The organism is Teichococcus vastitatis (assembly GCF_003604215.1).
Classification (GTDB): domain Bacteria; phylum Pseudomonadota; class Alphaproteobacteria; order Acetobacterales; family Acetobacteraceae; genus Pseudoroseomonas; species Pseudoroseomonas vastitatis.
The window spans coordinates 1-23,195 of the sequence record NZ_QXGS01000010.1 but is presented as its reverse complement, the minus strand read 5'-3'; the positions used below and the strand labels follow the sequence as shown (position 1 = coordinate 23,195).

Genomic DNA, 23,195 nt, shown 5'->3' with positions numbered 1-23,195 from the left:
GCGCGGTGAACGCGCGGGCGGGGCGCCGGGCTGCCTGTCTCAGCCGGCCGGGCGCAGCAGGATGCGATGGGTCACACCGGCATCGACCGCCGCCCGCGAGTAGAGCAGGGGAACGTATTCGCCGCGGGCCCAGTGCGGCGCCAGATCCGCGTAATGCGGAGAGCCGGGATCGCCCGACTGGCCGGGCGCGTTGATGCATAGGCTGTTGTCCCACTCCCCCACATCCATCACCATCCGCACCGAGGCGCCCCAGTTGCAGCGGAAGTCGGAAGGGCGGTAGCCCGTGTGCATGGGGGTATTGGCACTGCCGCCGATCGGGAACTCGCCGACATCCAGATGCGCATTCTCCGGGCTCAACCCGCTCAAGGCATGGCTGAAGTGGCCGTGATGCAGGCGCCCCCAGGACCATTCCGATGGCGACAGCCCCATGCGCTCCCCGCAGTCGCGGAATGCCGCCACCAGGCACCGCGCCAGCAGCGAGTCCCGGGCCGCCGCAGGATCCACGCCGAGGCGTGGATCGGGTTGTTCCACGGCCCGCAGCAGGCTCTCGGTATCCTGCGGCAACAGCAGCGGGCGCAGCGCCGCGTCCCGCACCAGCGCCGCCAGCAGCTGTGGCTTCAGGTGCTTGGCCAGGAACACCTCGAACAGCGCGGCGGCGGCGCTGCCGGCCTCCAGGCGATGGTTCCAATCTTCCAGCAGCGTCTGGGCGGCCCAGAGTTCCGGCTCGGTTCCACGCGGCAACGCCTCAATGAGCCTGCAAAGGCGCCGCGCGGGCAGGGAGGTGACGTCGGTCTGCAGCGCGGTGCAGTCCTCCAGTGTCAGCAGCGGCCCGCGGGTCAGTGCTTCCCGGATCCGACGGGCGCGGGAAGCTTCGGTCCATTCGTAGCCATAGGTCTTGTGCTCGTGCGGCCAATCCTCCGGCAGGTTCTGCTCGTTGGCGCTGTGCACGAAGCCCTGGAGGGGGTCGACGCGCCAGGGATGCTCGGCCGGGTCGAGCACCCCCGACCATTCGTAGCGCCCATCGCCCGGCACCGGCAGCAGCCCGTCCCAGTTCGGCCGCTGCGGCGCGTAGCCGGCCGGACTCCAGGCCACGGTGCCGGCCAAGTCCGCGTAGACCATGTTCACCGAGGGCGTGCCCCAGCGCCGCAGCGCGGCCCGGAACTCATCCAATGAGCGGGACCGCATCGCGGAAAGGCTGGCCAGGTAAGGCGCCGCGCCGGGGAGTGACCAGACGGTGCGGATGGCGACCGCCCGGCCGCCCGTTACGTCCCGCGCGACCACCGGCCCGTGCCGGGTGAAGCGCAGGCTCAGCGTTTGCGACGCATGCCCCTTCACCGCGAAGGATTCCTCGATCACCTGCATCGCCTCAGAACCGTTGCCGTAGCGGTAGGAATCGCCGGTGCTCTCGTAGACGTAGACGTCCTCCTGGTCCGCGCCATGGATGGTCAGGGCGAAGGCAGCGGTGCCATTGTGCCCGATCGAGATGCCGGGAACCGCCGGCTCGCCGGCGCCGACGGCGTTGAAGCCGGGGCTGTCCAGGTGCACCAGGTAGCGCAGGGAGGGTGCGGCATGGGCCCGGTGCGGGTCGCTGGCCAGGATCGGCCGCCCGCTTTCCGTGCGGCTGCCATGGATGGCCCAGTTGTTGGAGCCTTCCATCTCAGCCCCTTCGATCACGGCGCCCTGGTCGTCCAGCCGCGACCAGCGCCGCCATTCGTCGAGCGGCGCCTGCAGCCGCGCGCGCGAGAAGGTCACGGCGGCGGTGGCCAGCTTGAAGGTTTCGAGGCATTCGGTCCCGAGGGCTGACAGGTCCAGCCCGTCCGGCCGCACCGGCTGGCGCATCGGCTCCAGGTTCTTCCGCAGCAGGTCGGTGGCCAGGTCGGCGCGCGACAGCACGGCGGCGCGAAGGATCTCCGACAAGGCGTTCCGGGTCAGGCAATGGCTGCGGATGCGCACCACATCGTCCGCCGCCCACCGCGCCGGATGCGTGCCAAGGGCGGTGAACTCCGGCGGCATCCGGCGGGGATCCGCCTCCACCAGCGCCACATAGGCGTTGATGCCGGCAACGAAGGCCTCGCAGATGGCCCGTGCATCGGGCGCGTAGCTCTCGAATTCCGCCTGCATGTCGCCGCGATAAAGGAACAGGCGCGATGCGTAGTCCTGCGCCAGATAGCCCGGTCCGAAATCGGCGGCGAGCTGGCCGAGGCCCCGCTTCCTCCAGAGGTCGATCTGCCACAGCCGGTCCCGCGCCGCGTTGAAGCCCTGGGTGAAGAACAGGTCGTGCTCGCCCTCCGCCCGCAGATGCGCGACTCCCCAACGATCGACCGAGATGGAGGCGGGCTGCCGCAGCCCTTCCACCGTGAGAAACTCGTCGCGGGGCGCGGTCTGGGTCATCGGGGGGTCTTTCTGCTTTGGCTGGCTTTGGAAGCTAGAAGCGGTGCGGTCGCACGGCAATGCGGCCGGGCCTCTCTGTTGCCGCGTCTGGTGCCGCGCAGAAAACCTCCGGCTTGCCCTGGAACACCGGGCGGACCGGGCGCATGATCACGCCCGAGCTGAGGCTGCATGACCGAAGGACAAGCCCATGGCGCTGCGCTGCGACCTGATCATCCGTGATGCCACCATTTTCGACGGCACCGGCATGCCGCGCCGCATCGGCGATGTGGGCGTCACCGGGGACCGAATCGTCGGGGTCGGCGACCTCGGCGGTGCCAGTGCCGACCGGGAGGTGATCGGTACCGGCAAGGCGATCGCGCCCGGCTTCATCGATGCTCACACCCATGATGACCGCGCCGTGCTCTGCGGCCCGCAATGCACCCTGTGCAAGATCAGCCAGGGCGTCACCACGGTGGTGGTTGGCAATTGCGGCGTGTCGCTGGCGCCGATGCGCCACACGGACAAGCGCCCGCCGGCGCCGCTCGATCTGCTGGGCGACGAGCAGTGGTGGACTTTCGACAGCTTCGGCGACTACGCCCACGCCCTCAAGACGCGGGGCAGCGAGGTCAACACCTACGCCCTGGTCGGCCACCAGACGCTGCGTGTCGAGGCCATGGCGGGCGACGTTCACCGCCCGGCCCGGGACCATGAGATCCACCGCATGCACGCGCGGCTGAAGCAGTCGCTGCTGGAAGGTGCCTCGGGCTTCTCCACGGGGCTGTTCTACCCTCTCAACAAGGCGGCCACGACGGAGGAGGTAATCGCGGTAGGCGAGGCGCTGCGCACCACCGACGGCCTCTACACCAGCCACATGCGCGACGAAGCGGATCACGTCCTGGCCTCGATCGAGGAAACGCTGCGCATCGGCACGCGGCTTGGCATGCCGGTGCACATCAGCCACCACAAATGCTCGATGCCGGAGAATTATGGCCGCAGCGTGCAGACGCTGGCGCTGATCGAGGCGGCTGCCTCGATGCAGGAAGTGGCCTTCGACATGTATCCCTATCCGGCCGGCTCCACCGTGCTGATGCCGGACCGAATGCGCGACGACATCCGCACCGTGATCACCTGGTCGGTACCGTATCCGGAGATGGCCGGGCGCGACCTGTCGGAGATCGCGCGGGGCTGGAACACGGATGTGCGCGCCGCGGCCGAGCGGCTGCTGCCGGCGGGATGCGTGATGTTCCAGATGGACGAGGAGGATGTGCGCCGCATCATGCGCCACCCGCTGTCGATCATCGGCTCGGACGGCATTCCGCACGATGCCAAGCCGCATCCGCGGCTCTGGGGCACCTTTCCGCGCGTGCTGGGTTTCTATGCCCGGCAGCTTGGCCTGTTCGACATGGAAACGGCGGTGCACAAGATGACCGGCCGAGCGGCGCAGATCTTCGGCATGGTGGATCGCGGCGTGATCCGCGAAGGCGCCTATGCCGACCTGGTGCTGTTCGATCCGGCCACGGTGATCGACAATGCCACCTTCGAGGACCCGATCCAGATGAGCGTCGGCATCGAGCAGGTCTGGGCCAATGGGGTGGCAACCTTCGCCGGCGGCAAGGAAACCGGCGAGAAGCCCGGCCGCCTGGTGACGCGCAACCGCTGACGGGGAGGCGCGTGTTGCTCCGGTCCACCGGAACACCGCCAGCCCCCAGCCTTGGGCTGCCATGCGGCTTCGGGGCGGATGGGGCGTAGCCCTGCGCCCCGGCCTCGGTCTAGTGTGGCCGGCTAGGAACTGTGTTGAGGACGCTGAGTGTCATGACGGTGCGTGGTTGGCAGCCGGGAAGCTGGCGGGAGATGCCGGTCCGGCAGGTGCCGGATTATCCCGAACAGGCCAAGCTGGAGGCCATGGAAGCGCGGCTCGCAAGCTATCCGCCGCTGGTCTTCGCCGGCGAGGCACGCCGGTTGCAGCAGTCGCTGGCACAGGCCGGGCAAGGGCAGGGCTTCGTCCTGCAGGGCGGTGACTGCGCCGAGAGCTTTGCCGATTTCCGCGCCAATCCGATCCGCGACACCTTCCGGGTACTGCTGCAGATGGCGGTGGTGCTGACCTTCGGTTCCTCCCTCCCGGTGGTGAAGCTGGGACGCATGGCGGGCCAGTTCGCCAAGCCGCGCTCCTCGGACACCGAAACGCAGGGCGAGGTGACGCTGCCATCCTACCGTGGTGACATCATCAACGGATCGGATTTCACGCCCGAGGCCCGGCTGGCCGATCCGGCGCGGATGGAATTCGCCTACATGCAGTCGGCGGGAACGCTGAACCTGCTGCGCGCCTTCGCCACTGGCGGCTATGCCGACCTGCACGAGGTGCATCGATGGAACCTCGGCTTCGTGGCGCGCTCGCCCCTGGCGGACCGTTACCAGGACTTGGCTGCCCGCATTGACGAGACCCTGCGCTTTATGGGCGCCTGTGGCATGTCCAACCTGCCGCAGGTCCGCGAAACCGAGTTCTACACCAGCCACGAAGCGTTGCTGCTCCCCTATGAGCAGGCGCTGACCCGCGTCGATTCGACCACGGGGGAGTGGTACGCCTGTTCCGCCCACTTCCTGTGGATCGGGGACCGCACGCGGCAGCCCGACGGCGCGCATGTGGAATTCCTGCGCGGCGTGAAGAACCCGCTGGGCCTCAAGGTCGGCCCGACCACCGACCCTGATGAACTGGTGCGCCTGACCGAGATCCTGAACCCGCAGAACCAGCCCGGCCGGCTGACACTGATCAGCCGCATGGGTGCCCAGAAGATTGCCGAGAAGCTGCCGCCCTTGTTGCGCGCGGTGAAGCAGGCGGGACGCGAGGTGGTCTGGATCTCCGACCCGATGCACGGCAACACCCACACGGCGGGCGGTTACAAGACCCGCTCCTTCGATGCCATCCTCGCCGAGCTGCGCGGCTTCTTCGATGCCCATGCCGCCGAGGGAACCTGGCCCGGCGGCGTGCATGTGGAGATGACCGGCACCGACGTGACGGAATGCGTCGGCGGCGCCCATCAGCTGACCGAGGCCGACCTGTCCGCCAACTATGCCACCTTCTGCGATCCGCGGCTGAACGCCGAGCAGGCGCTGGAACTGGCCTTCCTGGTGGCCGAGGAGCTGAAGGCCCGTCGCCAGCCCGTCGCCGCCCCGCTGATCGCCGCGCAATGAGTGGGGGCGTGGAAGGAGACCGCCCGGACGCCGATTCGTTCATTGCTGCCCGGACGGACGCGTATTTCAACCGCACCAAGGCGATCGTCAGCCGGTTCGGCGATGCCACTGTGACCTACGCCGTGTTCATGCGCCGGCCCGTGGTGTCCGCGCCGCGCCTGATGCTGGACTGGCTGGCTCGCGTTGCCGAAGCACGGAACACGCGATTCGAGGTCGAATTGATGCACCAGGAAGGCGAGTGGGTGGGTGCGGGCGATCCGATCGTCTACCTGACCGGTTCCTTTACGCAGCTGACCGACCTCGAAACCCTGTACCTGCAGAAGCTCGGGCCGCCCTGTGTCGCGGCGCACAACGCCTTCCAGATGTGCGTGGAGCTGCCGCAATCGGCCTTCCTGGCCATGGAGGCGCGGCACTGCGCTGGCGCCGAGATGCAGGAGATGATGTCCTACGCGGCGGCGGTCGGCGGTGCGGCCGCGCAGCGGGAAGGGGCCAAGGGTTTCACCGGCGGCGCCAATGACGCCACGGCCCATTGGTTCGGCAAGGACCATGGCTACGGCACCATGCCGCATGCCCTGATCGGCTATGCCGGCAGCACGGTCCGGGCCGCCGAGATGTTTCACGAGACCTATCCGGACGAGCCGCTGACCGTTCTAGTGGATTATTTCGGCCGGGAGGTGACGGACAGCCTGGCCGTGTGCGAGCGCTTCCCGGAACTGGCCGCCGCCGGCAAGCTGGGGGTGCGGCTGGACACCCATGGCGGCCGCTTCCTGCAGGGGCTCGATCCGGCCGAATCCTACGCCGTGCTGGAGCGCCACGTGCCGGGGGCCATCCGGCGCTACCGCTCGGAAACCGAGCTGCGCCACCTGGTCGGTACCGGCGTGTCCGCCGCTGCCATCTGGCGCATGCGCGAGGCGCTGAACGAGGCCGGTTTCCCCAAGGTGCGCATCGTCGCCTCCTCGGGCTTCGGCGTCAGCAAGTGCCGCGTGATGGCCGAGGCCAAGGCGCCGATCGACGTGGTCGGCACCGGCAGCTTCATCCCCAACACCTGGAGCGAAACCTACGCCACCGCCGATATCGTGGCCTATGATGGCGTGGCGCGGGTCAAGCTGGGTCGCGAATTCCTGCTGCACCGCAACGGCGAACGGAAAAAGAGCCAGGGCTGAGGCCGCGTTGACGCGCATGCGGGCTTGACGACGCGGCCCGCCATGCGAGGGTCCGCGCATGCGTATCCATGTGCAGAATCCCCCGGATGAAGTCCTGTTTCCCATCACGCCCGAGCAGTGGGACGCCGCCCTGTCGCGGTATCCCGACCTGGATGACCTCCAGGTCAGCTTCAGCAGCGATCCGGCCGGGCTGGATCCGGCACTGGCCGAGGCCGAGGTGGTCGTCACCTGGACCAAAATCGTTCATGCCCAGATGATGGGCGGCGATCTGGGCGGCCGGGCTCCGAAGCTGCGCATGGTGTTCTGCACCTCCGCCGGCATCGACCGCCTGCTGCCGCTGGACTGGTTGCCGCCCGGGGTGGTGCTGCTGAACAATCGCGGTACCCATGCCCGCAAGGCGGGCGAGTTCGGCATCATGGCGCTGCTGATGCTGGCCAATCATGTGCCCTTCTTCGCCGACCGCCAGCGCGAGGCGCAGTGGCAACCCCGCTTCGGCAGCGTCCTGGCAGGGCGAACGGCGGTGGTGGTCGGGCTGGGCTCGCTCGGCGGCGCCATCGCCGAGCACGCGCGGCACTTCGGCATGCGGGTGATCGGCGTGCGCCACGGCAACACGCCGCACCCGGCCTGCGAGAAGGTGGTTCCGCAGCAGGAGCTGGACAGCATCCTGCCGGAGGCCGAGTTTCTGGTTCTGGCCTGCCCGCTGACGCCGGAGACCCAGAACCTGATGGATCGCCGCCGCTTCGGATTGCTGCCGAAAGACGCCAAGCTGTTCAACATCGGACGCGGGCCGCTGTGGGACCAGGACGCGCTGTGCGACCTGCTGGAAGCGGGGCATCTCGGCGCCGCGGTCACGGATGTCACCGTGCCGGAACCGCTGCCGCCGGACCATCGCGCCTGGCGCACGCCCAACCTGCTGGTCACGCCGCACATGTCGGCCGACGACCCGGGCACCTATAACGACCGCAGCCTGGACATCCTGCTGGAGAATATCCGTGCGGAGCGGGCAGGGCAGGAACTGCCGAACCTGATTCGTCCGGACCGCGGCTATTGAGGAGGCGCCCGGCGCGGCAGCGCCGGGCTGAACCCTATTTGGGCTGGGCGGAACGGGCGATCGGCGGCACGAATTGCTGTTCCGTGTCCCAGGGGAACAGGATCCAGGTGTCCTGGCTCACTTCCATGACGAAGGTATCAACCAGCGGCTTGCCGGCCGGCTTGGCGTAGACGGTGGCCATGTGGGCCTTGGGCAGCATGGCGCGCACCACCTTGGCCGTGCTGCCGGTGTCCACCAGATCGTCCAGCACCAGCCAGCCTTCGCCGTCGCCGGCCGCCGTCGGAGGCTTGGCCACCTCCGGCTTGCCGAGCTTTTCCTCGTCATAGGTGATGACCGATACGCTCTCGATCATGCGGCAATCCAGCTCGCGCGCGATGATCGCCGCCGGGATCAGCCCGCCGCGCGTGATGGCGACGATGCCCCTCCAGGGGCCTTTCTCGACCAGCCGCCAGGCCAGGGCCTTGCTGTCGCGATGAAGCTGGTCCCAGCTCACGGTGTAGTAGCGCTGCGCCATGGCGTCAGAACATCCTGCCGCCATTGGGGACGGCGAAATCGGGTCGAAGCAGAACCACCGCGCCATCGGCATCCGGCAGGCCCAAGGTCAGGACCTCGCTCTGGAAGCCGGCGATGCGGCGGGGCGGGAAATTCACCACGCAAAGCACCTGCCGCCCGATCAGCTTGTCCGGCGTATAATGTGCCGTAAGCTGGGCGGAGGAGTGGCGGGTACCGATCTCCTGGCCCAAATCGATCACCAGCTTGAGGGCGGGTTTCCGGGCGCCTTCCAGCGGCTCCGCATCGAGCACGGTGCCGACACGGATGTCGAGGCGGTCGAAATCGTCGATCGTTGCGGTGCCTTGCATCGGTTCCGGATAGCGCAGCCCGGGCCGATGCGGAAGTGGCCGCATTGATGCCGGGGCCGGTCCGTGGCAGCGTTCCCAATCCGACTCAGCCTGCGGAGGGCTTCATACCATGCGCGACTTCCATATTCCCGGCCGCAGCGCCGTTCATGCCACCCATGCCATGGCGGCGACATCCATGCCGATCGCCACGCTGACGGCCATCGACATCCTGCGCCAGGGCGGCAATGCGATGGATGCCGCCATCGCGGCGGCTGCCATGCTGGCGGTGGTGGAGCCGCAATCCACCGGCATCGGCGGCGACTGCTTCTGCCTCTACGCACCCGCCGGCAGTGGCCAGGTGGTGGCGATGAACGGCTCCGGCCGCGCACCCGCGGGTGCCACGCCGGAGCGCCTCCGTGCCGATGGCCTGACGGCCATGGTCAGCACCTCCGCCCATTCGGTGACGGTTCCGGGCGCCATTTCCGCCTGGGCCAAGCTGAATGAGGCGCATGGCAAGTTGTCGCTGGCCGAGATCCTGGCGCCTGCCGCCAAAGTGGCCGAGGAAGGGCACCCGGTGCATGCCCGCGTGGCCAGCGACTGGGCGGCCAGCGTCCACAAGCTGTCCCTCCAGGAAGCCACGGCGCGCCATTTCCTGAAGGACGGCCAAGCTTTCGCCGCGAGCGACATGTTCCGCCAGCCAGCGCTGGGCCGCACCTTGCGGGCGATCGGTGAGCGCGGGGCCAAGGCCTTCTATGAGGGCGAGATCGCGGCCGACATGGTGGCCGCCCTGCAGGCGGCCGGGGGCAGCCACACCGAGGCGGATTTCGCCGCCGGCCTGGATGTCGCCGAGTTCGTGACGCCCATCCAGAGCCGGTGGCGCGGCCTGGACATCTTTCAGTGCCCGCCCAATGGCTCCGGCCTGCTGGTGCTGTCCATGCTGGGGGTCCTCGGCGGTTTCGAAACGCCGGAAGCCGGGCCGCTCTCGGTGGAACGCCTGCATCGCCACGTCGAGACAGCCCGCCTGGCGTATCGCGACCGTGACGCGTTCCTGGCCGATCCCGCGCTGGTCGACGTTCCGGTCGCGCGGCTGACCAGCGCCGAATACGCCACCGCGCTGCGCGGGATCATCCGTGACGATGTTGCGATGAAGCAGCTGCCGGAAGCAGGCACGGCGGACTGGGTACGGCACAAGGACACGGTCTATCTCTGCGTCGTCGACGCGGATGGCAACGCATGCTCCTTCATCAACTCGCTATTCGAGGGTTTCGGTTCCGGCATCCTGGCCGAGAAGAGCGGCGTGATGCTGCAGAACCGCGGTTTCGGCTTCCGGCTGCAGGAAGGCCATCCGAACTGCATCGCCCCCAACAAGCGGCCGATGCACACCATCATCCCCGGCATGGTGGTGAAGGATGGCCGCGCCATCATGCCCTACGGTGTGATGGGCGGGCACTTCCAGCCAATGGGCCAGACGCTGGTTCTGAGCAACCATTTCGAGTTCGGCATGGATGTGCAGGCGGCCCTCGATTTTCCGCGCCTGTTCCCCTACGGCGGCAAGCTGCAGGTGGAGCGCGGCATCCCCTCCGCCGTGGTGGACCGCCTGAACCGCATGGGCCACGATTGCGAGCTGATCGACAAGCCCCATGGCGGCGGCCAGGCCATTCTCATCGACCATGCGCGCGGAGTGCTCATCGGCGGCTCCGATCCGCGCAAGGATGGCTGTGCGTTGGGCTACTGAGCCGTGTTGAAAGGATCTTCTTCCGTGACTGAAGCCTGCGACCTGTCCGCCGTCGAGGCGCGCCGCCTGATCGGCACCAAGAAGCTGTCGCCGGTCGAGCTGCTCGACTCCTGTCTCAGGCGGATCGGCGAGGTGAACCACGCCGTCAACGCCATGGTGGCGCTGGATGAGGAGGGTGCGCGCGCCGCCGCGCGGCAGGCTGAAGCGGACGTGATGGCGGGGGAGACGCTCGGCCTGCTGCACGGCCTTCCCCTCGGCATCAAGGATCTCGACGATGCGGCGGGGCTGAAGACCACCTTCGGCAGTCCGCTGTTCCGCGACAACGTCGCGGCGAGCGACAGCCGCATGGTGGCCGATCTTCGTGCCTCGGGCGGCATCGTGCTGGGCAAGACCAACACGCCGGAATTTGGCGCCGGAGCCAACACGCGGAATGCCGTTTACGGCGCCACCGGCAATCCGTTCGACCCGAGCCGGTCGGCCGCCGGGTCCTCCGGCGGTTCCGGGGTGGCGCTGGCCTGCTCCATGGTGCCTCTGGCCAGTGGCTCCGACACGGGCGGCAGCCTGCGCAATCCGGCCGCGTTCAATGGCATCGTCGGCTTTCGGCCCAGCCCCGGCCTGGTGCCGGCAGAGCGTCGCCTGCTCGGCTGGTCGAACCTGCCGGTGCTCGGCCCGATGGCCCGCGACGTCGGCGATCTGTCGCTGATGATGGCGGCCATGGCGGCGGACCATGCGCTGGACCCGCTGGCCTATACCCTGCCGGACACCGATGTGCGGCACGGCCTGGCGTTCAACGAAAGCATCGACCTGTCGACCCTGCGCGTCGCGGCGACGGCGGATTTCGGCTTCGCGCCGACCGAGCGCCACATCCGCGAGGTGTTCGCCGAGCGCGTCGCGGCGCTGATGTCGTTGTTCGGCGGCGTGGAGGAGAAGCACCCGGATTGCAGCGGCGCCGATGAGGCTTTCGCCATCCTTCGAGCCCTGAGTTTCCTGGCGTCGCACGAGGAGAAGGTTCGCCGCAGCCCGGACATGGTCGGTCCGAACGTACGCGCCAACGTGGAGGAGGGGTTGAACTACAGCGCCTCCGACGTGGCGCGTGCCTCGGTGCTGCAGACACAGATCTACCGCCGCTGGCAGGCCTTCTTCGAGGCGGGCGTCGACGTGGTGATCTCGCCCGCCATCACCCTGTCGCCGCGTCCATGGAGCGAGCTGTACCCGGCCGAGATCGACGGCCAGCCGACCAAGAGCTACTTCCATTGGCTAGCGCTCGCTTATGCGGTCACCCTGCCGGGGCATCCTGCCATCAGCCTGCCGCTGGGCGTCGACCGCGCCGGGATGCCGTTCGGCCTGCAGATCGTCGGGCCCCGCGGCGGCGATGCGCTGGTGATCGCGGTGGCCGGCGCCATCGAGGCTGCGGTGGCCGGCGACGCCACCCTGGCGCGGCCGGTGCCGGATCTGGCGAAACTCCGTGCGGCCGGGCCGATCAGCGGCATGCCCGGCTTTCTCAGCTTCGACTGACCGTGAAGGCGGGCGCGCCGGCCGGCGCGCCCGCCGTTCCGCTTTATTCAGGCCGGATGTTTCCGGCCCGCACAACCTGCGTCCAGCGCTCGATCTCCTTCGTCTGGAAGGCCTGGAATTCTTCCGGGCTGTTGCCGACGATGCTGAAACCGATGAGATCCATCTGCTTCACCACCTCCGGCTGCCGCAGGGCCTCGATGATCGAGCCATGGATCTGCTGCACCAGAGCGGGGTTCATCTTCGGCGGCGCCGCCATGGCCTGCCAGGAATACACCACGAAATCCTCCAGCCCTGCCTCGGCGGCTGTTGGTACGTCAGGCAGCAGGGGGTGCCGCTCCTCGGAAGTAACGATCAGCGGCTTCACCTGCTTGTCGCGGATGAAGGGCGTGATGAAGCCGAGGTTCTGGAACGACATCTGCACCGTGCCGGAGATCAGGTCCGTGGTGGCCGGCGCTCCACCCGCATAGGGAATATGCGCCACGCGCGATCCGGTGCGCTGGTTGAACAGCTCCGCCGTCAGGTGGTCCGAGGAGCCAACGCCGCTGGACGAATACGAATCCTGCGCGCCTGTGCGCTTCAGCCAGGCGATGAATTCCTGCAGCGTGCCGGCCTTCACCTGGGCCGGATTGACCACCAGCACGTTGGGCGTGGTGACCGAGAGGGTCAGGTTGGTGAAGTCGGTCACCGGATCATAGCCCAGCTGCGGCCGCAGCGCCTTGTTGATGGCAAAGGTGCTGATCGGTGCGGCCATAAGCAGGTGGCCATCCGGCTCCGCCCGTGCCAGCAGCCGCGCGCCGACCTCGCCGGCGGCGCCGGGGCGATTCTCCACCACCACCGGCTTCGGCAAGGTCAAGCTCATCCGCTGAGCCACGGCCCGCCCGATGATATCGGAGGAGCCACCCGGCGCAAAGGGCACCATCATGGTGACCGGCCGGCTTGGCCAGGACTGCGCCAGGGCCATGCGGCCCAGCGCCAGCGCCGGCATGCTTAGCGCACCGGCCTGCAACAGAATGCGTCGCTTCATGCGGTTGTCTCCTCGGGGGTGCAACACTCGGCCGGCGCTAGTTAGTCGATCTCGATCTTGGCCTTCTGTGCGACCTCGCCCCAGCGCTTGGTTTCGCTGGCGATGAAGGCGCTGAACTGCTCAGGCGTGTTGCCGACGGGAGTGATGCCCAGATCCTTGAAGCGTGACTGCACGGAAGGCTGTGCGAGCGCCGCCACCGCCTCCTTGTGCAGGCGCTCCACGATCGCGGGCGGCGTGCCGGCCGGGACGAACAAGCCATGCCAGGACAGGCTTTCGAAGCCCGGCACGGTTTCCGCCACCGTCGGGATGTCGGGTGCCGTCGCGCTGCGCGTCAGCGAGGTGACGCCCAGGATGCGCATCTTGCCTTCGCGAGCGAACGGCCAGGCAGAGGAGAAATTGTCAAACGCGACCGGCAATTCGCCGGTCAGCAACGCCGTCATCACCTGTCCGCTGCCGCGATAGGGGACATGCTCCATCTCTGTGCCGGTCAGCTGCGCGAACAGAGATCCTGCCAAGTGAATCGAGGTGCCGACGCCGGAACTGCCATAATTGTAGGTGCCGGGCTTCGCCTTCAAAGTCTCGACCAGCCCCTTGACGTCCTTCGCCGGGAAGTCCTGCGTCACCACCAGCGCGTTGGGCTGCGACGCGAGTTGCGAGACCGGCGCGAAGTCACGCAGGTTGTTGTAGGGAATCTTCGGGTAGATGGCCGGGTTGATGGCGTGGCTGCTGATCGTGCCGAGGCACAGGGTGTAGCCATCCGCCGGTGCGCGGGCGCAGGCCTCGCTGCCGATGTTGCCGCCGGCGCCGGCGCGGTTCTCGACCACGATGGGCTGGCCCAGCGCCTTGCTCATCTCCTGGCCGACGAGCCGGGCAACCGTGTCGGACGTGCCGGCTGAGAACGGCACGATGAGGCGGATCGGCTGGGTGGGGTAGGTGTTCTGTGCCAGCGCGGGCAGGGCGGTGAGCGACAGCGCGCAGGCCACCGCGGCGGTCTTGGTCAGCTTCATTCTTGTGCGTTCCTCTGGAGGCGGCACCATCCGGCGCCGCCCCATGCATTGATGAACCGGAAGCCCGGTCAGCGCCCGTTGCGCTGCCGCCAGGCGGCGAAATCGGTCAGGGTCTGCTCGTCCGTCGCCGGGTAGAGGCCGAGGATCGAGCGACCTCCGCGCACTTCCTCCGTGACGAAATCCTCGAACGCGGTCATCTCCACCGCTTCCGCCGCGATCTCGTCGGCCAGATGCGCCGGGATGACGATGACGCCATCGGCATCGCCGACGATGACGTCTCCGGGAAACACCGGCGCGTCACCGCAACCGATCGGCACATTGATGTCGATAGCCTGGTGCAGCGTCAGATTGGTCGGTGCTGAGGGGCGCGCGTGATAGGCCGGCATGTCCAGCTGGCCGATCTCGGCGCTGTCCCGGAAGCCCCCGTCGGTAACCACGCCGGCAACGCCGCGCTGTTGCAGGCGGGTGATCAGGATGCCGCCGGCCGATGCGGCGCGCGCGTCCTTGCGGCTGTCCATCACCATCACGGCGCCGGGCGGGCATTCCTCCACCGCCTTGCGCTGTGGATGGCCGCGGTCGCGGAACACCGTCAGCTGGTTCAGATCCTCGCGCGCGGGCATGTAGCGCAGGGTGAAGGCCTCGCCGACCATGGACTCAGCCCTGATCCGGCCGCCCACGGGCTGCACGCCCTGGATCATCTGGCTGCGGAAGCCGCGCTTGTAGAGCGCGGTGGCCAGGGTGGCGGTGCTGATGGTCTTCAGCTTGGCGCAGGTCTCGGGAGACAGGCTCATGGGTCGCTCCGGCTCAGTAGATGACGGGTTCTTCGACCGGGCGGCCGAATTCGGTTTTCAGGAAGTCGAAGTCGCAGCCTTCATGGGCCTGCTGGATGTGCTTGGTGAACATCCAGCCATAGCCGCGGCCGAAACGCTCCGGCGGCGCCTTCCACTCGGCCCGGCGCGCCGCCAGCTCCTCGTCGGAGACGCGCATGTTGATGGTGCGCGCATCCACGTCGAGGTCGACGACGTCGCCCGTCCTGAGCAGTGCCAGCGCGCCGCCGATCCAGCTTTCCGGCGCGACATGCAGCACGCAGGCGCCGTAGGAGGTGCCGCTCATGCGGGCATCGGAGATGCGCAGCATGTCGCGCAGGCCCATCTTCAGCAGCTTCTTCGGCATCGGGAGCATGCCCCATTCTGGCATGCCCGGGCCGCCCTGCGGGCCGGCATTGCGCAGCACCATCACCGTGTCCGGAGTGAAGGGGAAGCTTTCGTCGTCCACCGCCTTCTTCATGGACGGGTAATCGTCGAACACCACGGCCGGGCCGGAATGCTTCAGGAAGCGCTGGTCCATGGCGGCGGGCTTGATGACGCAACCATCCGGCGCGAGGTTGCCCTTCAGCACGGCGAGCGAGCCTTCGCCGTAGATCGGATTGCTTGTGGTGCGGATGACGTCGTCGTTGTGGACCTTGGCGCCTTCGATGTTCTCGCCGAGCGTGCGGCCGGTGCAGGTCAGACAGGACAGGTCGAGATGTTCCGTGATCTGGTTCATCAGCGCCTTGATGCCGCCGGCGTAATAGAAATCCTCCATCAGATAGGCATTGCCGGAGGGCCGGACATTGCCGATGACGGGAACCTTGCGGCTGTAGTGCTCGAAATCCTCCAGACCAATATCCTGGCCGGCGCGGCGGGCCATGGCGATCAGGTGGATGATGGCGTTGGTGGAGCAGCCCATCGCCATGGCGACGGCAATCGCGTTCTCGAAGGCCGGGCGCGTCTGGATCTTCTGCGGCGTCAGGTCTTCCCAGACCATGTCCACAATGCGCCGCCCGCTTTCAGACGCGAGGCGGATGTGCCCGGCATCGGCCGCCAGCATCGAGGACCCGCCCGGAAGCACCATGCCCACCGCCTCGGCGATGGCCGTCATGGTGGAGGCCGTTCCCATGGTCATGCAGGTGCCGTAGGAGCGCGCGATGCCGCCTTCCACCGCCAGCCAGTCCTGGTCCGTGATCTTGCCGGCGCGCAGCTCATCCCAGTACTTCCACGAATCCGAGCCGGAGCCGAGGAACTTGCCCTGCCAGTTGCCGCGCAGCATCGGGCCGGCGGGCAGAAAGATGGCGGGGATGTTCATGCTGGTGGCGCCCAGCAGCAGGCCCGGCGTGGTCTTGTCGCAGCCGCCCATCAGCACCGCGCCGTCGATGGGGTGGGAGCGCAGCAGCTCCTCCGTCTCCATGGCCAGCATGTTGCGATACATCATGGTGGTGGGCTTGACGAAGCTTTCCGAGACCGAGATCGCCGGCAGCTCGACCGGGAAGCCGCCGGCCATCAGGATGCCGCGCTTCACATCCTCCACGCGCTGCTTGAAATGCGTGTGGCACGGGTTGAGGTCGGACCAAGTGTTGATGATGGCGATGACCGGCTTGCCGGTCCATTCCTCCGGCGCGTAGCCCATCTGCATGGCACGGGAGCGGTGGCCGAAGGAGCGCAGATCCGCGGGTCCGAACCAGCGGCGGCTGCGGAACTCCTCAACCGTTTTGACGCGGGGCAGGGGTGAAGCTGACATGATGGGACCTTCGGATCAGACGGGGTCGATGGGGCCGCGGCCGGCAGCAACGGCGGCGATGTTGTCGAGGGCGCGCATCGCCATCGCGTCGCGCGTTTCACGGGTCGCGCTGGCCATGTGCGGTGCCATGAAGACATTGGGCAGGGCCGCGAAGCGCATGTCGTAATCGGGTTCCTTGCGGAACACATCGTGACCGGCGGCGAAGAGCTGCCCATGGGTCAGCGCCTCGATCAATGCGTCCTCATCCACCAGGGAACCGCGCGCCGTGTTGACAAACACTGCCCCCTTGGGCAGCGCAGCGAACGCCGCCGCATCCATCAGCGTCCCGGCCTGGCCGCCCGGCAGGTGCAGCGACAGGATCTGGCAATGCGGCAACATGCTGTGCAGGTCCGCAAAGTATTCGGCACCCTGCTCCAGATCGGCCGGCAGGCGCGAACGGTTGTGATAGAGGATGCGCATTCCGAACCCGCGGGCGCGCTCCGCCATGGCTCGCCCGATGCGGCCCATCCCGACGATGCCGAGGGTCTTGCCGCTGGGCCGGACGCCCAGCATGTCCGGCATGCCGAAGCCCTGCCGCCAGCCCTTGCGCATGATCGCCTCGTATTCATGGGCCCTGCGGCAGGCCCCGAGCAGCAGCAGAAAGGCGAGGTCGGCGGTGCAATCCGTCAGCACGTCGGGCGTGTTGGTGACGATCAGTCCGCGCGCCCTGGCAGCCTCGGCATCCATGTGGTCGTAACCGACGGAGGAATTGGCAATGAGTTTCAGACCATCGGGCAATGCGGCCACGGCGGCGGCGTCGAGCCGCACCTTGGGGCCGATCAGGATGGCCTCAACCGGGCGCTGTCGTAGCGCATCCATGACCTCCGCCGTGTCGAGGTCATGCTCGACGATCTGCGCGTCGAAGTCGCGGCGGGCGCGTTCCGTGGCAGCGGGCGTGAGGCGACGGGCAACAAGGATGCGCGGCGGGGAAGCGTTCAATGGACTCTCCGGGCGGCGGGAGAGCAGGCCAACGCGGCCTTGATCGTTCCTCCCTTGCCGCAGCTCTTGGGCTGGCTGTGGAGCGACGCTAGGCCATGTCGCGTCATCTGACAAGCGACCGATATTTCGGATTTCGCGGTGTGGTGCTAGGGTGGGGTATGACCGTGCCCCTGTCGTCCAAGGCCACCTCGCTGCTGCAGCCGATCGGACGGCGGCAGAGTGCCGCCGGCTTCGCCTATGAGGCGCTTCGCGCGGCGATCCTGGCGCTCGAGCTGAGCCCGGGCGCGTCATTGTCGCGCGCCTTGCTCGCCGCCCGGCTCGGCATCAGCCAGACGCCGGTCCGGGAGGCGCTGATCCGGCTTGAGTCGGAAGGCCTCGTGGAGGTTGTGCCGAGTGCCTCCACGCGGGTGGCGCTGATCGACCTGCGCAACGCACGGGAAGCCTTGTTCCTGCGCCGCGCCGTCGAGCTGGAGCTGGTGCGCAGCCTCGCGCAGGATCCATCCGCCACATTGAGGCACGACCTGCATGACAGCCTGGAGCAGCAGGGCCTGCTTGTTGCCTCCGGCGACCATGATGGCCTGGTGGATGCCGATGCGCTGTTCCATGTGCTGCTCTACCAGGCCGGCGGGATCGGCAGCCTCTGGACGCTGGTGAGCAGCCGCAGCGGCCATCTCGACCGCCTGCGGCGTCTGCACCTGCCGAGCCCGGGCAAGGCAGCCGCCATCCTGGAGGACCACCAGGCCCTGGCCGGAGCGATCCTGGCGGGCCGGGCGGATCATGCCGAGGCGGTGCTGCGGCGGCACCTCACGGATACCCTGGCCCATCTTTCCGAGATCCGGGCTGCCTATCCCGGCTATTTCGCGGCCGACGCCGCCTGATCGTCAGGCGGGATGAAGACTGCCGCCAGCGAAGCGCAACACCCGGTCATGGTACCGCGCCACGGCGGGCCGATGGGCGATCGACAGGATGGCGGTGGCAGGCAGTTCCTGCCGCAGCGCCCGGTACACGGCTTCCTCGCTGTCCGGATCCAAGCTGGCGGTCGCCTCGTCCAGAAACAGCCAGGCCGGCTTGAGCAGCAGGGCGCGCGCAATCGCCAGCCTTTGCTGTTCACCGCCCGACAGCCGCTTGTCCCAGGCGTCCTGGTCATCCAGCCGGCTGTGCAGGCTCGTCAGCCCAGCCTTCTCCAGGGCCGAGAGGAGTGCCGCATCGCTGAACTCGGACGCATCATGTGGGTAGGCGAGAGCGTGCCGAAGTGTTCCCAGGGGAAGGTATGGCCGCTGGGGGAGAAACAAGGCTTCGCCGTCAGGAACCTCGATGGTTCCAGTGGCGAACGGCCAGATGCCGGCCAGCACCCGGAACAAGGTGGATTTGCCGCTGCCGGATGCGCCGGTGATCACCACCGCCTCGCCCGGCTGCAGCTCAAGCCCCGTCTCCTGCGCCAGGACACGCCCGTCCGGCAGCGCGATCGTCAGCTTCTCGGCACGGAGCGGCCCGTCAGGTGCCGCCTGGCGCCGGGCGCCCGCGCCGGACGCGGCCTGCGCGCCCGCAAGCGCCGTCTGGAAGCCTGTTAGCCGCTCCACCGTGGCCCGCCATTCGGTGAGGCGGGCATAGTTGGTGACAAACCAGGACAAGGAGCCCTGGACCTCCCGGAAGGCCGAGGTGGTCTGGATCAAGCCCCCCAGCTGGATCCGGCCCGCGAAAAAGGCCGGGGCCGCGACCACGAGGGGAAAGATCGTCGCGAGCTGGTCATAGCCGTAGGTGAAGAAGGTCAGCTGCTTGGTGGCGCGCATGATGCCCCACCAGTTCTGGATCACTGCGCCGAAGCGGTTGAGCAGCCCGCGCCGTTCCTCCGGTTCGCCGCCATGCAGGGCGACTCCTTCCATGTTCTCGCGGAACCGCACCAGGGCGTATCGGAAATCGGCTTCCACTCGTTGGCGGAGGAAGTTCAGGCCGATCAGCTTGCGTCCGATGAGGTGAGCCAGCCAGGTTCCGAGAACCGAGTAGATCAGGGCCACCCAGACCATGTAGCCGGGGATCGAGACGCCCAGGATCTCCATCGGCCCCGATAGGCCCCACAGCACCACGATAAAGGAAGCCAGCGTCACCGCCGCATTCATCAGGCCGAGTCCCAGGCCGAGGCTATCCTGGACAAACAAGCGGGTATCGTCGGCGATGCGCTGGTCGGGATTGTCGGTACCGCGGTCGGTCAGGGCAATGCGGTAATAGGCGCGGCCTTCCAGCCAGCCGGATAGCAGCCGCTCCGTCAGCCAGCTCCGCCAGCGCATCTCCAGCGCCTGCTGCAGATACAGCGCGTACACGCCCACCAGGATGTAGATGGCCGCGACCAGGGTGAAGCCTGGCATGAAGCCATCGGCATCGCTGCGGCCCCACAGGATCAGCCCCGTGAAGGCGGGGAAATCCTTCGCCTCCAGGGCGTTGTAGAATGCGCGTTGCCAGTAGGTGAGCAGCACGCCCATGCCGACCAGCGCCAGGTTCAGCACCACGACCACGGCGAGGAGCCCGCGTGCTTTCCAGCGCTCCTCGCTGTTCCAATAGGGGCGGATCAGCGTCCAGGCCTCGTTCAGGAAGGGTGCGGCGCTGCGGCGGCCCGGGCGCGGCGGCGGCGCCTCGCTCATGCCTCATCAGGCTCCCGGGGCGCGCCGGTTCCGGCGGCCCGCAGGCGGATGACGCCACGAACAGCATCCGCGGACACGGGCTTGCCCTTTCGCAGGATCTCGATCCGGCCTTCGCGCAGCAGCGCCAGCGCGGCATCCCGCACCGGGCCCATCAGGCTGCGCCAGTGTTCCTCGGGTGCCAGGGCGCGCGCCACCTCGCTGGGGCAGATCGATTTGTCGGATCCGGTCTCGGCGGTGCGGCGCAGAATTTCAGCGGTCAGCGCCTCGGGGGAGGGGCGCGCGAAAGGCGGGGTCATGCAGCAGGTCCTGTTGGCCGGGATGAGGTTCAGCGCGGTGCAGCGCGCAGTCGGGTGAAGCTGATCAGCGCGGCCGCAGCGGCGATGCAGGCGGCGACGAGCAACGCGAATTGCGGCCCGCCTTGGACGGTTCTGAGGCAGAGCGCGGCCATGGCGGCACCGAGCGTCTGGCCCGTCAGCCGCGCCGTCGACAACATGCCGCTGGCGCCCCCGCTTCGCTCGCGCGGCGCCGCCGTCAGCAGGGTCCGGTTGTTGGGCGTCTGGAACAAGCCGAAGCCCAGGCCGCACAACGCCATGCGCCACCCGATGTCAACGGCATCCGGAGCAGGTGGCAGGAACGCCAACAAGCCCAACCCCATCGCCATTCCGGCCAGCCCGACCCCGCCGAGCAGCCCGGCCGGAACGCGGTCGGACACGCGGCCCGCCAGGGGCGACATCACGATGAGCGCCAGGGGCCATGGCATCATCAGCAGGCCGGTTTCAACCTGGGTGCGACCCAGGTCATGCTGGAAAAAGAAGGGCAGCGCGACAAAGGTCATCATCTGCGCCGCGAAGGAGCCGACGGAGGTGGCGATGGACAGGGCGAAGATCGGGATGCGGAGCAGGTCCACCGGAAGCAGCGGCGCTGCCCGTCCACTCTGCCGGCGCCAGAGCAGGGCGCCGCAGACCAGCCCGGCGGCCATCAACAGCACGGCAGCCAAACCGGACGCGCCGCGTGCCAGTTGCTCCGCGCCCGTCATCAGCAGCCCGAAGGTCCCGGCGCTGAGAATCGCGCTGAACGCATCGAAGCGCCGGCTGGCACGCGGCGTCGAAGGCAGGAAGCGCAACGCCAGCGCCAGGGCCAGAAGGCCGACCGGAATATTCAGGGCGAAGATCCACGGCCAATGTGCCACGCTCAGCACCGCCGAGGCGACGCCGGGGCCGAGGACCGAGGAACTCGCCACCACCAGCGCATTGATGCCCATGCCGCGCCCGAGCAGGCTTTGCGGATAGATCAGCCGCACCAGCGCCGTGTTGACGCTCATCAGTCCGGCCGCGCCGAAGCCCTGCGCGATCCGCGCCAGGGTGAGGCCGGTGAGGGAGTCGGCCATGGCGCAAAAGAACGAACTGATGATGAACAGGATCAGGCCGCAGCGGTAGATGCGCTCGTAGCCCAGCTTCTCCCCCAGCGAGGCCAGGGGCAGCAGGGACATGATAACGGCGATCTGGTAGGCGTTGACCACCAGGATGGCATCGGCGGGCGGCACGTGGAGGTCGCTGGCGATGGCGGGCAGGGCCACGTTGGCGATCGAACTGTCGATCACGGCGAGGGCGATGGCGACCGCGATAGCCGCCACGGCGCCGCGGCGCTGGCCGGGAGGAAGCCCATCCTGATCCTGTTGCTGCATGCTGCGCTGCATCCTCCATCGGCGTGGAAGAAAACTGCGCCGTCGACGCAGGCTGCGCCAGGGCGGCCCGCCATTTTTGTTATGGCGTTGAAGCGGGGTGGCACCCCGCACCGCGCATGGCGTCAGGCGGTGGCGCGTTCCGCGGGCGGACCTGCCGGAGGCTTGCTGGCGATCTCGCGGATGATCTTGCGCCGCACGGCCCCTTCAAAGGCCTGGAAGCCTTCCGCCACCATCAGGAAGGAGCCAGGGCCGCCAATAACCTCGTCCATGTAGTAATCATCGAGCGGCTGCTGCAAAGCGGCGAATTGCGGCGGAGGCGGCGTGCGGTCCAGCACAACCAGACCGTTCAGGACAATGCCTCGGCGGAGGGCTTCGGCCCGAGCCTGCGCCACCGGACGGCCGGAATTGTTCACCCCGTCGCCCGAGATATCCACCACTTGGCGCGTGCCCTCGTAGCTCCGACCGAACAGCCCGGCTGCGTAATCAATGGCACCCGAGATCGAGGTGTAGAGGTGCGTCCGGCGCGGAGCCGCATCCAGCGCATCGGACAAGCGCGCGGCGCTGGCGGTGCCGTCAATCCGGATCCAGGGCACCAGTAATTCCTGGATGTTCCAGTCGGACCAGGTGAAGAAGCTGACGGCGATGGAACCCAGCGGACCGTTGCGGATGCCGTCGATCAATCTCGGATCACGAAAAGCCGCCGCATAGCCGCGGAACTGGAGTTCCTGTTCCGCGGGATCCACCGAACGGCTGACATCTACCGCCAGCACCAGTTCCACGTCCACAGGCTCGATGGCGCTCGCGCGCCGTGCGGATAACAGGGCTGGCGCCGCCAGCACACCCGTGGACAGTTGAAGCAAGATCTCTCGACGTCGCATCAGACCCTCATGCCTCTGGGCCGCGAGCAGCTGTTTCCTGGAACCAACCTAGCCAGATCCATTGTGCACTGCAACATGAGTTGGGCCATATTGACGCCCGGGATGCCGGCCGATCTCGGCAACCCGATGGGAAAGGTACCGTTGGATCAGGAGCCGAACCGAAGGATGTGCCATGCGCCCGATCAGCCCACCCGATTCAGATGCGGCGACTGCAGGATGGCTGGCTCAGCTTCCATTGCCGCCAAGCGATCCGCCCCAGCCGATTCCGCCGCCGCCCCATGAGCCGCCAGGCCCAGACCTGCCGGAGCCGCCGATCCAGGACCCTCCGTCACCCGGCGATCCGACACCCGATACGCCCGACATTCCGCCGATCGGCGACCCTCCGGGCATGCCTCCCGCCAGGATGTAAGCTTCTGTCGGGAACTGGCGGATTGAACGATCCGCCGCCTGAATGCAGAAAGGGCGCCTTGCGGCGCCCTTTCCTTGAGGTCCAGCGAGGAGGTGATGCGGCTTAGCGCAGCACGATCTCGACGCGGCGGTTCTGCGGCTCGCGCACGCCATCGGCGGTCG

At 67.9% G+C, this 23,195-nt stretch carries 19 protein-coding genes; 7 read left to right on the top strand and 12 right to left on the bottom strand.

Annotated features, from left to right (window positions below; genetic code table 11):
- Window positions 1-39: 39 nt before the first annotated feature.
- Window positions 40-2,391, bottom strand: a complete 2,352-nt coding sequence (locus D2K64_RS13660) for a penicillin acylase family protein (protein WP_120008935.1) — start codon at window positions 2,389-2,391, stop codon at window positions 40-42.
- 187 nt (window positions 2,392-2,578) lie between these two features.
- Here D2K64_RS13660 and D2K64_RS13655 point away from each other — a divergent pair, with 187 nt between their 5' ends.
- The 4 genes from D2K64_RS13655 (at window position 2,579) to D2K64_RS13640 (ending at window position 7,773) form a co-directional block, all read left to right on the top strand.
- Window positions 2,579-4,030 (top strand): N-acyl-D-amino-acid deacylase family protein, encoded by a 1,452-nt coding sequence (locus D2K64_RS13655; RefSeq protein ID WP_120008934.1) that lies wholly within the window; start codon window positions 2,579-2,581, stop codon window positions 4,028-4,030.
- A gap of 152 nt (window positions 4,031-4,182) precedes the next feature.
- Window positions 4,183-5,559 carry a class II 3-deoxy-7-phosphoheptulonate synthase gene (locus D2K64_RS13650; protein ID WP_120008933.1) on the top strand — a complete coding sequence of 459 codons (1,377 nt, stop codon included), beginning with the start codon at window positions 4,183-4,185 and terminating at the stop codon, window positions 5,557-5,559.
- A complete protein-coding gene (locus D2K64_RS13645) occupies window positions 5,556-6,722 on the top strand; it encodes a nicotinate phosphoribosyltransferase (protein WP_120008932.1) in 1,167 nt (388 codons plus the stop codon). Before D2K64_RS13650 ends, D2K64_RS13645 begins: the two co-directional genes overlap by 4 nt.
- Before the next feature lie 58 nt (window positions 6,723-6,780).
- On the top strand, window positions 6,781-7,773 hold the full coding sequence (locus D2K64_RS13640) for a D-2-hydroxyacid dehydrogenase (protein WP_120008931.1): 993 nt from the start codon (window positions 6,781-6,783) through the stop codon (window positions 7,771-7,773).
- A 34-nt stretch (window positions 7,774-7,807) separates the two neighbouring features.
- Here D2K64_RS13640 and gpt read toward each other — a convergent pair whose 3' ends face one another.
- Together gpt and D2K64_RS13630 are read right to left on the bottom strand one after the other, a co-directional pair.
- Complete coding sequence (gene gpt, locus D2K64_RS13635; RefSeq protein WP_120008930.1) at window positions 7,808-8,287, bottom strand: xanthine phosphoribosyltransferase; 480 nt, start codon at window positions 8,285-8,287, stop codon at window positions 7,808-7,810.
- Between the two features lie 4 nt (window positions 8,288-8,291).
- Complete coding sequence (locus D2K64_RS13630; protein WP_120009014.1) at window positions 8,292-8,633, bottom strand: tRNA-binding protein; 342 nt, start codon at window positions 8,631-8,633, stop codon at window positions 8,292-8,294.
- 109 nt (window positions 8,634-8,742) lie between these two features.
- Here D2K64_RS13630 and ggt point away from each other — a divergent pair, with 109 nt between their 5' ends.
- Entirely contained in the window at window positions 8,743-10,347 is a 1,605-nt protein-coding gene (gene ggt / locus D2K64_RS13625; protein WP_120008929.1) for a gamma-glutamyltransferase, read from the top strand.
- Between the two features lie 24 nt (window positions 10,348-10,371).
- Window positions 10,372-11,862 (top strand): amidase, encoded by a 1,491-nt coding sequence (locus D2K64_RS13620; protein ID WP_120008928.1) that lies wholly within the window; start codon window positions 10,372-10,374, stop codon window positions 11,860-11,862.
- A gap of 43 nt (window positions 11,863-11,905) precedes the next feature.
- Here D2K64_RS13620 and D2K64_RS13615 read toward each other — a convergent pair whose 3' ends face one another.
- The 5 genes from D2K64_RS13615 to D2K64_RS13595 all read right to left on the bottom strand — a co-directional run bounded on the left by D2K64_RS13615 (window position 11,906) and on the right by D2K64_RS13595 (window position 17,427).
- On the bottom strand, window positions 11,906-12,886 hold the full coding sequence (locus D2K64_RS13615; RefSeq protein WP_120008927.1) for a Bug family tripartite tricarboxylate transporter substrate binding protein: 981 nt from the start codon (window positions 12,884-12,886) through the stop codon (window positions 11,906-11,908).
- A gap of 41 nt (window positions 12,887-12,927) precedes the next feature.
- Window positions 12,928-13,893, bottom strand: a complete 966-nt coding sequence (locus D2K64_RS13610) for a Bug family tripartite tricarboxylate transporter substrate binding protein (protein ID WP_120008926.1) — start codon at window positions 13,891-13,893, stop codon at window positions 12,928-12,930.
- A gap of 68 nt (window positions 13,894-13,961) precedes the next feature.
- Entirely contained in the window at window positions 13,962-14,684 is a 723-nt protein-coding gene (locus tag D2K64_RS13605; RefSeq protein WP_120008925.1) for a ribonuclease activity regulator RraA, read from the bottom strand.
- 13 nt (window positions 14,685-14,697) lie between these two features.
- Complete coding sequence (araD, locus tag D2K64_RS13600) at window positions 14,698-16,449, bottom strand: L-arabinonate dehydratase (protein WP_120008924.1); 1,752 nt, start codon at window positions 16,447-16,449, stop codon at window positions 14,698-14,700.
- A gap of 15 nt (window positions 16,450-16,464) precedes the next feature.
- Complete coding sequence (locus tag D2K64_RS13595) at window positions 16,465-17,427, bottom strand: 2-hydroxyacid dehydrogenase (RefSeq protein WP_120008923.1); 963 nt, start codon at window positions 17,425-17,427, stop codon at window positions 16,465-16,467.
- A gap of 158 nt (window positions 17,428-17,585) precedes the next feature.
- Here D2K64_RS13595 and D2K64_RS13590 point away from each other — a divergent pair, with 158 nt between their 5' ends.
- Entirely contained in the window at window positions 17,586-18,305 is a 720-nt protein-coding gene (locus tag D2K64_RS13590; RefSeq protein WP_120008922.1) for a GntR family transcriptional regulator, read from the top strand.
- A gap of 3 nt (window positions 18,306-18,308) precedes the next feature.
- Here D2K64_RS13590 and D2K64_RS13585 read toward each other — a convergent pair whose 3' ends face one another.
- From D2K64_RS13585 to D2K64_RS13570, 4 genes are all read right to left on the bottom strand, one after another.
- On the bottom strand, window positions 18,309-20,063 hold the full coding sequence (locus D2K64_RS13585) for an ABC transporter ATP-binding protein/permease (RefSeq protein ID WP_120008921.1): 1,755 nt from the start codon (window positions 20,061-20,063) through the stop codon (window positions 18,309-18,311).
- Window positions 20,060-20,359, bottom strand: coding sequence for a DUF3253 domain-containing protein (locus D2K64_RS13580; protein ID WP_120008920.1), 300 nt, complete (start codon window positions 20,357-20,359; stop codon window positions 20,060-20,062). Before D2K64_RS13580 ends, D2K64_RS13585 begins: the two co-directional genes overlap by 4 nt.
- A gap of 29 nt (window positions 20,360-20,388) precedes the next feature.
- Complete coding sequence (locus D2K64_RS13575; RefSeq protein WP_120008919.1) at window positions 20,389-21,747, bottom strand: MFS transporter; 1,359 nt, start codon at window positions 21,745-21,747, stop codon at window positions 20,389-20,391.
- 122 nt (window positions 21,748-21,869) lie between these two features.
- Window positions 21,870-22,625, bottom strand: coding sequence for a DUF1194 domain-containing protein (locus D2K64_RS13570; RefSeq protein WP_120008918.1), 756 nt, complete (start codon window positions 22,623-22,625; stop codon window positions 21,870-21,872).
- Between the last annotated feature and the right edge of the window lie 570 nt (window positions 22,626-23,195).

Bases quoted from the DNA above. Each gene is read 5' to 3' on its own strand.
- D2K64_RS13660 (WP_120008935.1), bottom strand. From the start codon at position 2,391: ATGACCCAGACCGCGCCCCGCGACGAGTTTCTCACGGTGGAAGGGCTG.
- D2K64_RS13655 (WP_120008934.1), top strand. From the start codon at position 2,579: ATGGCGCTGCGCTGCGACCTGATCATCCGTGATGCCACCATTTTCGAC.
- D2K64_RS13650 (WP_120008933.1), top strand. From the start codon at position 4,183: ATGACGGTGCGTGGTTGGCAGCCGGGAAGCTGGCGGGAGATGCCGGTC.
- D2K64_RS13645 (WP_120008932.1), top strand. From the start codon at position 5,556: ATGAGTGGGGGCGTGGAAGGAGACCGCCCGGACGCCGATTCGTTCATT.
- D2K64_RS13640 (WP_120008931.1), top strand. From the start codon at position 6,781: ATGCGTATCCATGTGCAGAATCCCCCGGATGAAGTCCTGTTTCCCATC.
- gpt (WP_120008930.1), bottom strand. From the start codon at position 8,287: ATGGCGCAGCGCTACTACACCGTGAGCTGGGACCAGCTTCATCGCGAC.
- D2K64_RS13630 (WP_120009014.1), bottom strand. From the start codon at position 8,633: ATGCAAGGCACCGCAACGATCGACGATTTCGACCGCCTCGACATCCGT.
- ggt (WP_120008929.1), top strand. From the start codon at position 8,743: ATGCGCGACTTCCATATTCCCGGCCGCAGCGCCGTTCATGCCACCCAT.
- D2K64_RS13615 (WP_120008927.1), bottom strand. From the start codon at position 12,886: ATGAAGCGACGCATTCTGTTGCAGGCCGGTGCGCTAAGCATGCCGGCG.
- D2K64_RS13610 (WP_120008926.1), bottom strand. From the start codon at position 13,893: ATGAAGCTGACCAAGACCGCCGCGGTGGCCTGCGCGCTGTCGCTCACC.
- D2K64_RS13605 (WP_120008925.1), bottom strand. From the start codon at position 14,684: ATGAGCCTGTCTCCCGAGACCTGCGCCAAGCTGAAGACCATCAGCACC.
- araD (WP_120008924.1), bottom strand. From the start codon at position 16,449: ATGTCAGCTTCACCCCTGCCCCGCGTCAAAACGGTTGAGGAGTTCCGC.
- D2K64_RS13590 (WP_120008922.1), top strand. From the start codon at position 17,586: ATGACCGTGCCCCTGTCGTCCAAGGCCACCTCGCTGCTGCAGCCGATC.
- D2K64_RS13585 (WP_120008921.1), bottom strand. From the start codon at position 20,063: ATGAGCGAGGCGCCGCCGCCGCGCCCGGGCCGCCGCAGCGCCGCACCC.
- D2K64_RS13580 (WP_120008920.1), bottom strand. From the start codon at position 20,359: ATGACCCCGCCTTTCGCGCGCCCCTCCCCCGAGGCGCTGACCGCTGAA.
- D2K64_RS13575 (WP_120008919.1), bottom strand. From the start codon at position 21,747: ATGCAGCAACAGGATCAGGATGGGCTTCCTCCCGGCCAGCGCCGCGGC.
- D2K64_RS13570 (WP_120008918.1), bottom strand. From the start codon at position 22,625: ATGCGACGTCGAGAGATCTTGCTTCAACTGTCCACGGGTGTGCTGGCG.